This window comes from uncultured Kordia sp. (assembly GCF_947489565.1).
Taxonomy (GTDB): Bacteria; Bacteroidota; Bacteroidia; order Flavobacteriales; family Flavobacteriaceae; genus Kordia.
This window is the reverse complement of sequence record NZ_CANLEA010000005.1, coordinates 129,974-145,136: the sequence shown is the minus strand read 5'-3', so window position 1 is coordinate 145,136 and position 15,163 is coordinate 129,974. Positions and strand designations below refer to the sequence as shown.

Here is a 15,163-nt window from a genome sequence, read left to right as displayed (position 1 = left end):
GAGCCTGATTTTTAGCTAATGAAAGAGTTACAATACTTAAATAAATACTTTCTAAAATATAAAGGAAGATTACTTTTAGGAATATTAATTACCATAATTGCACAAATTTTTGCGCTTTTTCCTCCAAAACTTATAGGAGATTCTCTCACAATCGTAGATAAATATAATAAAGGAGAAGTTACAGATATAGCGATTGTAGAAAGTGCCTTGCTAGAAAATATATTCTATATTATAGGTTACGCAATATTGGCAAGTTTCTTCACCTTTTTAATGAGACAAACAATTATTAAAATTTCTAGGTTTGTTGAATATGACTTAAAGAATGAGGTATATCAACAATATCAAGACTTGTCTACTAATTTTTATAAAAAAAATCGTACGGGTGATTTAATGAATCGTATTAGCGAAGATGTTGGAAAGGTGCGTATGTATGCAGGACCTGCTATTATGTACAGTATTCGTACCATTACCTTGTTTGCTTGCTTAGTGCCGTTAATGTTTATTACTGCACCAAAAGTTGCCATTTATACCTTAATTCCGCTACCAATTTTATCATTTCTAATTTATAAATTGAGTCGAGCTATTCAAAAGCGAAGTACTATTGTACAACAGTTTTTATCCAAACTTTCTACGTTTACACAAGAATCATTTTCGGGAGTTTCAGTTATTAAAGCCTACGGAATAGAGCCAGAAATCAAAAAAACTTTTGACGATATGGTTGTAGAAGGAAAGACTAAAAATATGGCCTTGGTTAAAGTAAATGCTTGGTTTTTTCCTATGATGATCTTATTAATTGGCGCCAGTAGTATTCTTGTTATCTATATTGGTGGATTGCAATATATCAATGGACAAATTGAATTTGGAGTACTGGCAGAATTCATTATGTATGTAGCCATGCTTACATGGCCCGTAGCAACAATTGGTTGGGTAACTTCTATTGTGCAACAAGCAGAAGTATCTCAAAAACGTATCAATGAATTTTTGAAGGTAGAACCTGAAATTCAAAACTTAGTTACCGAATCAACACCTATTCAAGGAAATATTGCATTTAAAAATGTATCGTTTACGTATGATGACACCAATATTACGGCATTAAAAAATATATCGTTTACGCTTCATACTGGAGAAACCCTAGCCATTGTTGGGAAAACAGGTTCTGGGAAAACGACAGTGTTAGATTTGATAAGTAGAATGTATGATACTGGTCAAGGTGTGATAGAAATCGACAATGTTCCAATTAAAGACCTCAACCTAAACAATTTACGAAGCGCAATTAGTATTGTACCGCAAGATGCATTCTTATTTTCGGAAACCATTCAGGACAATATTAAGTTTGGAAAAGAAGATGCTACTGAAGAAGAGGTCATTGCAGCTGCAAAATTTGCTTCTGTCCACAAAAATATTATCGGATTTAAGAAAGGATATGACACCATTCTTGGGGAACGTGGTATTACCTTAAGTGGTGGACAAAAACAACGTGTTTCTATCGCAAGAGCTATCATTAAAGATCCAAATATTTTATTGCTAGATGACTGTTTATCAGCTGTAGACACTGAGACAGAGGAAGAAATCTTATCTAACATTGAGCGAATGACTCAAAACAAAACGACTATCATTGTAAGTCACCGTATTTCATCTGCCAAAAATGCCGATAAGATTATTGTACTTGACGATGGAAACATTATTCAAAACGGTACGTATGACGATCTTATAGAGGAAGATGGTTACTTCAAAGAGCTCTATTTAAAACAGCTTTCCGAAAAAGATTTGTAAGATTTTGTTGTTCAGTTAATTTTTTTTTTACATTTTTGAGGGAGATTAACAAACAACTAAATTTTAGAAAAAAGGGATTATGAGTGACAAAGAATTGTTAGAGAAAGAAGAAATTTTCTCTAAAGTATTGCGGGCAGGAAGGAGAACTTATTTCTTTGATGTCAGAGCTACCAAGGCTGGCGACTATTACCTAACCATTACTGAAAGCAAAAAGTTTACGAACGACGATGGATCTTTCCATTACAAAAAACACAAAATCTATTTGTACAAAGAGGATTTCTCAGCATTTTCAGAAATTTTGAACGAAATGACTCAGTACATTGTGAACGAAAAAGGAGAAGAAGTCATCTCTGAACGTCACCAAAAAGATTTTAAAAGAGAATTCAATACAGAAGATGCAACCGCTTCAGTATTACCAAAAACAGATGTAGAAAGTTTTACGGATATCAATTTCGAAGATATATAACAAGCTACAACCAACCCAAAAACCAAAAAAAGAAAGCCACTAAACACAAGTTTGTTAGTGGCTTTTTAATTTTTATATATTTTATTGAGCATTAGTGATTTGCGTAAAATCACGCAGCTTTTTAAAGCAAATCCTATTCTTCAGGATGCATAAATGCTTGCTTTCCTAATAATTCTTCTTCTGTTTCTACAATATCTTCATCTGGCACACAGCAATCTACAGGACATACTGCAGCACATTGTGGCTCTTCATGAAATCCTTTACATTCAGTACATTTATCAGGAACTATATAATAAATTTCGTCCGAAATTGGTTCTTGTGCTTCATCAGCATTGGCTGCTGTCCCACTAGGAAGTACAACATCTCCCGTCAAAGCAGTTCCATCAGCATAACGCCAATCATCAGCGCCTTCATAAATTGCAGTGTTTGGGCACTCTGGTTCGCAAGCTCCACAATTGATACATTCGTCAGTTATAATTATTGCCATTATTTTTTCGTATTCGTTTACAATCTTTTTAGGTTCTACCACATATGCGGTAAAAGTTTTATAAATTCGCCAAAAATTAATGTTTGGCAACATTTATTGAATTACAAAAATAACGCCAAAACTATTCATAAACAAATTCAGATGGCTTTAGCAGAAAGAATTAACGCTTTTGTAAAATTAGGTGACTTTTTATCACAATTTTCCACAGAAAATCCACAACCCAATATGATGGTGCATCTTAACGATCCTTTTTTTGATGGAATGAAACATCAATTGAAGCTGGCTCAAGAAAATAATGGTTGGTTTACAAAAGAATCTCTGCGTTTTGCTATCAGAAATTGGGCAAAAGCATTGCAAAAAGATTCATTGGAACGTTGGACAGCTGAGTATGCAATTGATACGGTAACTCCTAAAAAAGTGGCCATTATTATGGCTGGAAACATTCCGCTAGTAGGTTTTCACGATTTTTTATCTGTGTTAATTGCTGGTCATGAAGTATTGGTAAAACAATCATCAAATGATAAGCACCTGCTACCCTATTTGGCAAAATTCTTAGAATATGCAGAACCTTCTTTTAAAGGTAAAATAACATTTACTGATGAAAAATTAACAGGTTTTGAAGCTGTCATCGCTACAGGAAGTAATAATACAGCGCGTTATTTTGAATACTATTTTAAAAACAAACCAAACATCATTCGTAAAAACAGAAATTCGGTTGCCATCTTAACAGGCAATGAAACGGAAGCACAAATGGTAGGATTAAGTGACGATATTTTTACGTATTTCGGATTGGGTTGTAGAAGCGTTTCTAAAATTTTTGTTCCGAAAGACTATAACTTCGACGCTTTTTTCAAAGGTATTTATGCCAAAAGTAATATTATGAACAGCGCCAAATACGCTAATAATTACGATTATAACAAAGCTGTTTATTTAATGAGTTTGTTCGACATTTTGGAAAATGGTTTTGTCATGATTAAAGAAGATGCACAATATGCTTCTCCCATTGCTACTGTTTTTTATGAGTATTATGAAGATTTGGATACACTTCAAGAAAAACTTCATACAGATGCTGAGCTAATTCAGTGTGTTGTAGCGGATATCAATATGAAAAATGAAGTCCAATTTGGACGCACACAACATCCAGAATTACACGATTATGCAGACGGTGTTGATACTTTGGAATTTTTGACCAATTTATCTTAAAATATTTAATAAAATCATAACAACAGTTTGTTCATAATTTAGCAACTTTGCACTCAAATTAACAGCATACGACAAATACATATACATAACAATGAAAAAACATAACTTTAGCGCAGGACCTTGTATTTTACCACAAGAAGTATTACAAAAAGCTTCTGAAGCAGTGATTAATTTTAATGATGACAACCTTTCATTAATTGAAATTTCGCACAGAAGTAAGCCATTTGTAAACGTTATGGAAAACGCGCGTAGTTTGGCTATAGAATTATTAGGTTTAGAAGGAAAAGGATACCAAGCACTTTTTTTACAAGGTGGCGCAAGCACACAGTTTCTAGCAGTTGTTTATAACTTATTAGACACAAAAGCTGCCTATTTAAATACAGGAACATGGAGTTCTAAAGCAGTAAAAGAAGCAAAAATGTTTGGAGATGTTGTAGAAGTTGCTTCTTCTAAAGATAAAAACTTCACGTATATTCCTAAAGGATATACAATCCCTACAGATGCAAACTACTTTCACTGTACAAGTAACAATACCATTTTTGGAACACAAATGAAGAGTTTCCCTGAAACTAATGTCCCTATGGTATGTGATATGAGTTCTGATATCTTTTCTCGTCAATTAGATTTCTCAAAATTTGATCTAATCTACGCAGGTGCACAAAAAAACATGGGACCTGCAGGAACTACTTTAGTTGTCATTAAAGAAGATATCTTAGGAAAAGTAAACAGAGTTATTCCATCAATGTTAAGCTACCAAGTACATCTTGGAAAAGACAGTATGTTTAATACACCACCTGTATTTCCAGTATATGTTTCTATGCTAACCTTAGAATGGTTGAAAAATTTAGGCGGAATTGCTGCGATTGAAAAAATCAACGAGCAAAAATCTGCTTTATTATATAATGAAATTGACAGAAATCCATTGTTTAATGGAGTTGTTGCCACAGAAGATAGAAGTCATATGAATGCTACATTTACATTGACAAATGAAGCGTTGAAAGAAACTTTTGATACAATGTGGACCGAAGCTGGCATTAATGGATTAAACGGGCACAGAAGTGTTGGTGGCTATCGTGCTTCTATGTACAATGCTTTGCCATTAGAAAGTGTACAAGTATTAGTAGATGTAATGCAAGCGCTTGAAAAGAAAGCCTAAGCTTTCAATTATTTTTAATTTTTGAATCAAATACACATGAAAATATTAGCAAACGACGGAATTTCTCAAAGCGGAGTTGACGCATTAACGAATGATGGTTTTGAAGTAATTACTACAAAAGTTGCACAGGAACAGTTAATCAATTACATCAATGAGCATCAAATTACAGCACTTTTAGTCCGTAGTGCTACCAAAGTGCGTAAAGATATTATTGATGCCTGTGAGAGCTTAAAAATCATTGGCCGCGGTGGTGTTGGTATGGATAATATCGATGTTGCATATGCTCGCGATAAAGGACTTCATGTCATCAATACGCCAGCAGCGTCTTCTAGCTCAGTAGCAGAATTGGTTTTTGGCCATTTATTTAGTGGTGTTCGTTTTTTACACGATGCCAACAGAAATATGCCTTTAGAAGGTGATTCTCGCTTTAAAGAATTGAAAAAATCATATGCAAAAGGTGTTGAGCTACGAGGAAAGACTTTAGGTATTATCGGTTTTGGTCGTATTGGACAAGCTACTGCAAAAATGGCGCTTGGTTTAGGCATGAAAGTTATTGCTACAGACAAGTTTATTGACAAAGCTACTATTACTGTAGATTTCTTCAACGGACAATCTATTGATATTGATATTGCAACTGAATCTATGGAAAGTGTTTTAAAAGATGCTGATTTTATCACTTTACACGTTCCTGCTCAGAAAGAATATATCATAGGAAAGAAAGAAATTGAATTGATGAAACAAGGTGTAGGAATTGTAAATGCATCTCGTGGCGGTACTATTGATGAAGTAGCTTTGATTGATGCTTTAGATGCACGAAAAATAAGTTTTGCCGGTTTGGATGTATTTGAAAACGAACCAACGCCAGCCATCAAAGTATTAATGAATCCGTATGTATCATTAACACCACATATTGGAGCAGCAACCAACGAAGCACAAGACCGAATTGGACTTGAATTGGCTTCACAAATCAATACTATTTTAAAAGGATAAGAAAACTTTTAACAATATAAAAGAGCACTCTTCGGAGTGCTTTTCGTGTTTTTAGACGAGAAAAAAATCCTTTCATCTGATATTTCTGCATTTCATACACTTCATCTAAAAAATAAGAACACATACTACAAGTCTTACAGAATATTACTATCTTGTTTTCATATTAACAATAAATATCGTTTTTAAAATGTCTGGAATTTTAGATTTATTAAATAGTGATTTGGGAAAACAAATCATTGGTGGAGTGAGTAATGAAGTTGGAGAAGATCAAAACAAAACTGCTTCTGTATTAAGTATGGCGCTACCTGTACTTATGGGAGCAATGAAAAGAAACGCAAATTCACCTGAAGGAGCTGAAGGATTAAATAGTGCTTTAGAGAAAAAACACGATGGTAGTATTTTAGATAATTTAGCTGGTCTTTTTGGCGGCGGAGTGGATCAAGAAGTAAAAGATGATGGAGATGGAATTCTTGGACATGTATTAGGAAATAGTAGACAGAATGTTGAAAATGCTATCAGTAAAAAATCTGGAGTAAATACTTCTTCTATCGGAAACATCTTAAAAGTAGCAGCTCCATTATTAATGGGAATGTTAGGAAAGCAAAAACGTCAACAAAATGTACAAAGCTCTAGCGGAATTGGAGATTTACTTGGCGGATTACTTGGTGGTGGAAACTCAGCAGCACAAGCACCTCAACAACAAAGTTTTATTGAGTCTATTTTAGATGGTGATAATGACGGAAGTGTTTTAGATGATATCGCTGGAATGTTTTTCGGCGGAGGAAATGACAAGAACGATAACAATAGCGGCGGCGGATTAGGCGGATTGCTAGGTGGTCTTTTTGGAGGAAAATAAGCGTTCTTACAAAACATACATTAAAAAAAGCATTGACGAAAGTTGATGCTTTTTTGCATTTTATAACTTAACAAATGAAACTTAATGTTTTGTTTTTTAAAAAGTGATCGTAAAGTTTCTGCTTTATGTTACAGCTTTGCTAGTATTATTTCTGCTCTTTTATATTTATATGCTTTCGCTTGAATAATCTCTTGTAAAACTTTTTTTGCTTTATCTTTTTGATCTATTTGTAAATACGCTAAAGCCAATGCCCAATTTGCTTCTTCTTGAATGGTTTTCGTTTTACGAGCTGCTTCTAAATTTGTAATGGCACTACTTGTTTCGGGAGGTGTTTTTTGTAAATAACACAATGCTAAATTATAATGGAAAGTTCCTCGTATTTTTTCGGAAGAAATCAATTTTTTCCATATCGCGATACTTTCGTCATATTTCTTATCTTCATAGGCATTGATAGCTGCTAAAACTTCTTCATTAACCAATTTGTTTCCACGTGTCACAACAGCGTGATTGTCTATCGTAATCAATTGTTCAATAGATTCATTGACAACCGAATCATAGCTTGGCGTCAAATATGAAACAACACTGTATGTTACAATCCCTGCAATACACATTAAAATTGCGGCAATTGCTAAGTTCGAAAAGGGAAATTTTTTCTTTTTAGGAGTAGATTCACGCGTTACTCCATATTCATCTCTAAGCCGATGCTCCCAGGCTTTTCGTTTCTCTCGATCAAACTTCGCTTGAATCAATTTCTCGCTAATTGCTTCAAGTTCATCTCCCGAAAGTTCTGTTCCTTCTGTATATTTTTTATGATCCATTATACTTTTTTCCCATTACATGCCTGCAATGGTAGTCATTAAGGTTTATACTGTTTTAGGAAAAAGGATCGCAATGCTTCTAAACATCGCTGTTTTTGCTTTCTTAATGCTACATCCGATTTGCCGAGTTTTTTTGCTATTTCTTTTAACGCTATTTTTTTGTAATAATAATTTTCTAATAATTTACTGCACTGTTCTCCTAATTGTTTCCAAGCAATGTCCAAATAATCAAGAATTGCATCATCTATCTTCTCCTCTTCTTCCTCTCCAACATCATCATTGACTGTTATTTCTACCGATTTATTATTCTCTTTCAATGAAGCAATCAAAAACTGCCCAGCGATTTGCGTAAACAAAAAACGCATATTGAAATACGCTATTTTCCCTTCTAACAATCGCTTTCTAAACTTTAACAACGCTTCCATAGTAGCGTCATACGCACTGGATTGGTTGACTTTATAACGGTACATTAAATAAGAAATCGTCTCTTCAAACTGCGCTAAAAATATCTTTTCAAACAAACCATCATCACCTTCTTTCATTTTTTGAAGCATCTCTTCAAAATCTGCTTCACTAAGCCCAAAGTTTTGGTGTGCATAAGTACGCTTTTCGTCTGTAATATTTTTGGCAGGTTGATGTTTCATAATTTCCTATAAAACTAAAGAAAAAAGTCTTCATCTCTAGTATAAATAAAAATTAAACGAAATGTGACTAAAAAAATTGTCACGTTTCTTTTTCGCGAAAGTTATATGACAAATAAAACTACAAATTATAAACATTTTTAAACAACGATCACCTCATTATCATCACAACATCATTCAAAAAATAGCACAAATAGTACATCAACCTAACCACTAATTAACAGAAAAAGCGTGATCCGAAAAGCTTTCAATAGAGTAGGAACAATTTTTAATCAATTTTTAATCATGAAAAAAAACCTTTTTAAGTATTTGGCAATGTTTGGTATCATAGCGATAGCCTTACTAGCATGTCAAAAAGAAAATGAACCACTTTCGGAATCCTCCAACGCAACACAAGTTGTACAAAAAGCACAATACGTAAACACTGATCGTATAAGGGAAGCGCTCAGAGAATTTCAAGGAAGACGTGTGCGAACAAACTTTATTGGTCGTGTAATAGGTCGTGGAGACCAACCAATTGCTGGTGCTACGGTTACTTTAGGCGGACAACAACAAGTAACTGATGATAATGGAATTGTTACTTTTATTGGTGCTGTGGTATATGAAAATTTTGCATACGCAACTGCAACTGCTTCAGGGTACACAGACGGTTCAAGAGTTATGGTGCCAAATTATGGAGATAATAATGAAAATACCTTTACTATAAAACTCTTTAGTTTAGAAAATGCACAAACTATTTCTTCTTCGGGAGGTGAAGTTTCAGTGAGAACAGAATTAGGAAGAGAAGTTATTATAGCTTTTGACGGAGGTTTTGTAGACGAAAACGGAAACCCATATTCAGGAAATGTAGCAGTAACCGTAAATCATTTAGATCCTTTATCTGAAGAAACTGCCAATACAATGCCTGGAGAATTATATGGACTTGACAGAAATTATCAAGAAGTTGCTTTAGGTTCGTACGGAATGGTACATGTTGAACTTCGAGGAAGTATGGGACAAAAATTACAAATTTCTAATCCTGCAACAATTTTAATGCCTATCCATCCTAACCAAATGGCATCGGCTCCAAGTCAAGTTCCATTTTGGTCATTCATTAAAGAAACAGGCACGTGGTTTGAAGAAACTGTTGCCTATAAAGATGGAGCATACTATAAAGCAGTTGTAAATCATTTTTCTTTTTGGAATTGTGATGCACCATTCCCAGTAGCCAACTTTAATGCTACCGTAGTTGATGCTGGAACATTAGTTCCTGTTTCTGGTCTTACAGTAACAATCAATTATAACAGTTTTTCACGTTATGCTATTACGGATAACAATGGAAACGTTAGTGGAAAAATTCCAACGAATCAAACAATGACCTTAACAATTACGGATCATTGTGGAACTGTTCTTTATAACGATCCTAATTTTGGTCCTTTCACAGGCGCTACGAGTATTACAATTCCAGTCTCCTTAGTATCCGTTTCTTCCATAAACGTATCGGGAACTGTATTGGATTGTAACGGACTTCCTGTAACAAATGGATATGTTACCTACTCTAGCGGTGGCGGTCAATTTTTTGGAACTACTTTAGTCACAGCTGGAACACATAGTTATAGTGCCGTATCATGTAGTATTCCTGCAACTATTAATGTTGAAGGTGCTGATGTAGGTACAGGACAAGTTATTGCTTCTACCACAGTAATTGCCAATCCAAACGCTACCGCAAATTTAACTGCTTGTGGCGGATTAGCTCCAGAGTATATTAGATATAGCATTAATGGAAACCCAGTGGTCTATGAAATTCAAAGTCCATGGGCAAATATTGAACAAGGAATGTACCTTTCTATGGGAACTACTTCTCCTATTGGAGGTGGCACAATGCTTATTGGGAATGCTACAACTTTAGGTACGTATCCTTTTGATAGCAATCCATTTGCTACAGGAACACCTTCAATGGCCATAAAACGTTTGGGAACTTCAACGGGTATTGATCCAGTTTCTTCTACAGGTATTACAGGAAGTATTGTATTTAACATCACAAGTATTGGTGGTGTAGGTGCCTATATTGATGTTAGTTTTTCAGGAACTTATATCGATCAGTTTGGCGGTACAAATACCATTACTGGAGATGCACACATTCTTAGAGACAACTAAACTAAATTGCTAACACTTTATATCACATAGCGATTCATCGCTATGTGATATTTTCTTACTGCTTTTATGTATATTTAAAAGCTACATAGTAAATTTTTAATCTCAAAAAAATAAAATATGAAAAACATAAGAAATTTTATCATAACATCCTTACTATGGACGTATTGCTGTTTTTCAGTACAGGCGCAAAATAATACTGGTATTGATTTTCTAACTGATGGAAACGGATACGTTAAGTATGAAATGAGAACTGACAATATCGAAGATGTATACACTTTTACCTTATTTGGAGATGGTACATTTAGTACACAAAAAAATCCTGGACACATATTTGAGCCAAGTACTACTGGATATACTACAGAAACATATTTTGCGCGTGCTTATGACCCCAATTTACCACCTAAAGAAACCATAGACGTTCCGCCTTTTACTGCTACAGGAACTCCAAACCCAACATCGTTTACAAACCCAACCATACAAATGACCAATGATATACATTTAATGACAAGTTGGGCAACTGCATATGGATATGAGAATTATTATATCATAGCATTTACAAATACGACTTCTCAAACTCCTATAGATGGTTGTATTGAATTTTATTATAACGATGCCGAAATTGACATTAATTTTCCAAACATAGAAGTGTATAATAATTGGGTGACACCAAATACAATTTCATCTGGAACTCCTACACTAAATAATAATATACACAACTATAAAATATCTTGGCAATTTACAGGACTACAATACAACGAAATGCGATATGTATACATCCCTGCAGTAACCAAAACTGCCATTGGAGAAGAATTAGACCTAAGAGTAAAATATAATATTCATTGCAAGGATAGAGGAAAAAATACAGATTTGAACTATGAATTCTTAACACGCAGATATCCACATGATCCAAATTTTAAGATCGTCAATAAGAGCTGTATAAAGGAAGGAATATCTGATAAACAAGAGTTAATTTATACCATCGGTTTTTTTAATGATGGAGAATACTTTGCACAAGATGTTTATGTAAAAGATCAACTTGCTAGTGCTTTTGATAAAGATAATATCAGACTCATTGATTATGAAGTACAGCCAACTTGGCTAGAAGATAATGGAATATTGTATTTTAATTTTTTAAACATCAATTTGCCTGGCACCAATCAAACAATTCCGTATATGTACACCTACGATGATGCCTCCACATATTTTTCATTTAAGATATGCACCAAATCGAATTTAGTTGATTGTATTAAAAATCAAGCGAGTATTGTATTTGACACACAACCTGTTTTTTACACCAATGTTTCAAAAATTTGCATCATGGGAGATTGTCCAGATTATGATGTATGTTCTATAGATCCTAATCAGCGAAATCAAGCAGAAGCTGCAACACAATTTGAAAAAACAGAAACCCAACAAGAATTTCAGTTTACTGCATTTCCTAATCCTGCAACAGATGCTTTAAATCTCAATATTAATTTCAGTACACAAGAAAGTTCAGATTTTACGATAAAATTACTTGATTTTTCAGGAAGAGTAATCAAAGAATTTGACCTTCAAAAAAACGATTCTTCAATTTTTACCAAAACAATTGACATAAAAAATCTTTCAAGCGGTTTGTATTTTATAACTTTAAAAACTTATAAGGGAATATATACAAAAAAAGTTATTAAAAATTGAGCCATTATTACAAGTTACGAAGTATAAAAAATATTATTATTCTGTGTGTCTTTGTTTTTTTAATACCAAAAACAACCGCACAAACTGTACAAAACGATACCATTTTTGCGAAAGACTTATTACAAAAAGTAAAAGTTTTAGCTAAAGAAAAAAAATATACAGAAGCCAATAAAGTAGCATTACAAGCAGCGACTATATTCCAAAAAGCAAAAAAATGGAATTTATGGTACAAAGCTTATAATGCTATTTTTTATAATGGCTATTATGCTAAAGATTATGAAACCAGTATTGATCTGATTGAAAAAAACATCTCACAGCTTCCAAAAACAGAACTATTTGTACATGGAAAAATTCAATTCATACTCGGATATTTAGCAAATGCATTAGGAAGTATTTCTGATGCTTTAACTCATTACAAACTGAGTCAAGCGTATTTTAAAGAGGCAAACGATTATAAACAAGCAGCTAAAATACTCGGAAATATTAGTCTAATTTATACACAGCAGGGCGATTATGGCAACGCACAACACTATTCAAAAATTGCAATTACCTATGCAAAAACTGATAAAGACACACTCACCATTTGGAAGAATACAAAAGCTTTAGGAGATGCCTATTTTTATGCTAGTGAATTTGAAAAAGCACAAAAAACATTCAAAAAAGCACAACAGATTATTGATGATAAAGATGGAACATTTGAACTTATTGATGCTGAAATTTTATATGAATTAAAAGCATATGAAAAGGCTTTACTAGTAACTAAAGAAACAATTCGCTTGACTAGTGATTGCAAAAAAGATGTTTCTAAAGATACGTATACATGTCAACGCAATTTCAACTCCGCAATTGAATTGCTTGGTCAAATTTATTTGCAACTTGGACAACCAGACAAAGCTCTTATTCAGTTTCAAAGCTGTCTAGGACACATAAAAAGTATTGGAAACCAACGAAGAATTGGTCAATTGCATATTGCTATTGGCGATGCTTATAAACAGCTCAAACAATTTGGTAAAGCTTTAAACAGTTACCAAAAAGCATTGCATTCATTTATTCCTGATTTTCAAGAACATGATCCGCTTCAAAATCCTTCAAAGGACATGTGGACATTGGAAATTTGGCTGATGGATATCTTTCGAAATAAAGGAGATTGTTATTTTTCTAAATACCAAGAATCTGGTAATGATACATGGTTGCAAGTTGCCGCTGAAAATTATGAATTTGCCGTAAATATTAGCGAAACGATACGTTTAAACTTTTCAGAGACAAAATCTAAATTGATTTTAGGTTCCTATACCAACGAGTTTTATGAAGAACTCATCAAAGTGAAATTGGCGTTATTTGAACGCACGAAAGATCAAAAATTTCAACGAGAAGCTTTTCAAATATCACAACATGCCAATGCATTTGTATTACGCGAATTGGTCAATGAACAACAAGCGTTGAGAGCTGCGAATATTCCTAAAGATACTTTTAACTTGTTTCAGGAATACCAAAAAAACATAGCAATTCTCAATCGGAAAGTAGAAGACTCTATCGATTTTAATGCTTCTCAGAAAAAACTCATCAGCACAAAAGAAGATTTTCAAAATCTCAAAAAAGCGATCGCTGAAAAATATCCAAAGTTCGACAAGCTTCGCAATGATCTCGAAGGTATTTTAGTAACCGATTTACAAAAAAATATTGCCGATCATACCGTATTAATTAAGTACTTTTTAGGCGCTAAAACCTTGTATATTTTCTCGATTACAAAACAAGATTTCCAGGTACATCAGATTGAACTCCCCGAAAATTTTCAAACGACTATTTTTCAATATCGAGAAGCATTAAGCGATATTGACTTTATAAACAATACGCCAGACCTTGCGGAACAACAATATTTACAGTCGGCACATTCCTTATATAAAACACTTTTAGAAAAACCATTACAATCTATTAAAAATGGTGATTTCAAGGAATTAGTGATCATTCCAGATGGTATTTTACATACCATTCCTTTTCAAGCATTGCTAATAGAAAAAAGTGATTCATGGACAACTTTAGAAAATACTGTGATCAAAAAGTACGCTATTGGCTATCATTATTTTTGTAAAATGATGCAAAATCCAACAGCAACAACTTCTTCAAAAGAAACGTTTGCTTCCTTTGGTTTAGAATTAGATGATTATACCTTAAATTATTTGCAAGGACTTACGCAGGATAGCATTAACAGCATGACTGCCAATGTAAACTTACGTGGAGAAGCCCTGAAAAAACTGACATATTCAGACGATGAAGCTTTGCTACTTGCAGAACTCATGCATGGAAACTCATGGACAAATTCAGCCGCAACAAAAACAAACTTTATCAAGCATGCTAAAAATGTTTCTGGAATTCACTTAGCAACACATTCGTTGATAAACACCAAAAATCCTAACTTTTCATCCTTAATTTTTACCAAAACACAGGATTCTATCAGTAATCTTTTACGATTAGATGAAATTTACAATCATACCTTCAATTCCAATATGATTACATTGAGCGCATGCAATACCGGATTTGGAAAATATCAAAAAGGAGAAGGTTTGCAAAGTCTTGCACGCGCGTTCAATTTTGCCAAAATACCAAGTGTTACGGCAACCTTATGGAGCATTCCAGATGCATCTTCGGCAACAATCATGAAACTGTACTACACTTATTTACAAGAAGGACATTCCAAAAGTATTGCTTTGCAAAAAGCACAAATTGAATATTTTGAAAACGATGAAATTAGCAGTCCAGCTTCTCGCCTACCATTTTATTGGTCTGCGTGGACACATATTGGAGCTAATACTACGATTACTTTTGAACAAAAAAGTAATTTCTCAAACTATCTCATTGCGGTATTAATTAGTTTGTTAGTACTTGGCGGATGGTTTTGGTATAAAAAATCACATTAATAAATGGTATTAAAGCCATGGTTTTTGCTGGTTTTCCTTTTGCAT

Annotated in this window: 12 protein-coding genes; 9 read left to right on the top strand and 3 right to left on the bottom strand. The window is 33.7% G+C overall.

All coding sequences use genetic code 11. The features are described from left to right. Positions 1–18: 18 nt before the first annotated feature. Together Q0845_RS08380 and Q0845_RS08375 are read left to right on the top strand one after the other, a co-directional pair. Entirely contained in the window at positions 19–1,773 is a 1,755-nt protein-coding gene (locus tag Q0845_RS08380) for an ABC transporter ATP-binding protein (protein WP_298511676.1), read from the top strand. Positions 1,774–1,852: 79 nt separating this feature from the next. Next, positions 1,853–2,239, top strand: a complete 387-nt coding sequence (locus Q0845_RS08375; protein WP_298511674.1) for a PUR family DNA/RNA-binding protein — start codon at positions 1,853–1,855, stop codon at positions 2,237–2,239. A 133-nt stretch (positions 2,240–2,372) separates the two neighbouring features. Here the strand turns inward: Q0845_RS08375 and Q0845_RS08370 are convergent, their stop codons facing one another. Next, positions 2,373–2,726 (bottom strand): 4Fe-4S dicluster domain-containing protein, encoded by a 354-nt coding sequence (locus Q0845_RS08370; RefSeq protein WP_298511672.1) that lies wholly within the window; start codon positions 2,724–2,726, stop codon positions 2,373–2,375. 141 nt (positions 2,727–2,867) lie between these two features. Between Q0845_RS08370 and Q0845_RS08365 the strand changes: the two genes are divergently transcribed. From Q0845_RS08365 to Q0845_RS08350, 4 genes are all read left to right on the top strand, one after another. Further along, positions 2,868–3,929 (top strand): acyl-CoA reductase, encoded by a 1,062-nt coding sequence (locus Q0845_RS08365; protein ID WP_298511670.1) that lies wholly within the window; start codon positions 2,868–2,870, stop codon positions 3,927–3,929. A gap of 91 nt (positions 3,930–4,020) precedes the next feature. Then, positions 4,021–5,085, top strand: coding sequence for a 3-phosphoserine/phosphohydroxythreonine transaminase (serC, locus tag Q0845_RS08360; protein ID WP_298511668.1), 1,065 nt, complete (start codon positions 4,021–4,023; stop codon positions 5,083–5,085). A 36-nt stretch (positions 5,086–5,121) separates the two neighbouring features. Further along, a complete protein-coding gene (locus tag Q0845_RS08355) occupies positions 5,122–6,075 on the top strand; it encodes a D-2-hydroxyacid dehydrogenase (RefSeq protein WP_298511666.1) in 954 nt (317 codons plus the stop codon). 187 nt (positions 6,076–6,262) lie between these two features. Next, the gene (locus tag Q0845_RS08350; RefSeq protein ID WP_298511664.1) at positions 6,263–6,931 is read left to right on the top strand and encodes a DUF937 domain-containing protein; all 669 of its coding nucleotides are present in this window, start codon (positions 6,263–6,265) and stop codon (positions 6,929–6,931) included. A 128-nt stretch (positions 6,932–7,059) separates the two neighbouring features. Here Q0845_RS08350 and Q0845_RS08345 read toward each other — a convergent pair whose 3' ends face one another. Then, positions 7,060–7,749, bottom strand: a complete 690-nt coding sequence (locus tag Q0845_RS08345) for a tetratricopeptide repeat protein (protein ID WP_298511662.1) — start codon at positions 7,747–7,749, stop codon at positions 7,060–7,062. Positions 7,750–7,787: 38 nt separating this feature from the next. Then, positions 7,788–8,393: a hypothetical protein gene (locus tag Q0845_RS08340; protein WP_298511659.1), complete on the bottom strand. Its 606-nt coding sequence runs from the start codon at positions 8,391–8,393 to the stop codon at positions 7,788–7,790. 282 nt (positions 8,394–8,675) lie between these two features. Between Q0845_RS08340 and Q0845_RS08335 the strand changes: the two genes are divergently transcribed. The 3 genes from Q0845_RS08335 to Q0845_RS08325 all read left to right on the top strand — a co-directional run bounded on the left by Q0845_RS08335 (position 8,676) and on the right by Q0845_RS08325 (position 15,118). After that, a complete protein-coding gene (locus tag Q0845_RS08335; RefSeq protein ID WP_298511657.1) occupies positions 8,676–10,526 on the top strand; it encodes a hypothetical protein in 1,851 nt (616 codons plus the stop codon). Positions 10,527–10,643: 117 nt separating this feature from the next. Further along, positions 10,644–12,203: a T9SS type A sorting domain-containing protein gene (locus tag Q0845_RS08330; protein ID WP_298511655.1), complete on the top strand. Its 1,560-nt coding sequence runs from the start codon at positions 10,644–10,646 to the stop codon at positions 12,201–12,203. Then, positions 12,200–15,118, top strand: coding sequence for a CHAT domain-containing protein (locus tag Q0845_RS08325; protein ID WP_298511653.1), 2,919 nt, complete (start codon positions 12,200–12,202; stop codon positions 15,116–15,118). The genes Q0845_RS08330 and Q0845_RS08325 overlap by 4 nt, the downstream gene beginning before the upstream one ends. Positions 15,119–15,163 lie beyond the last annotated feature (45 nt).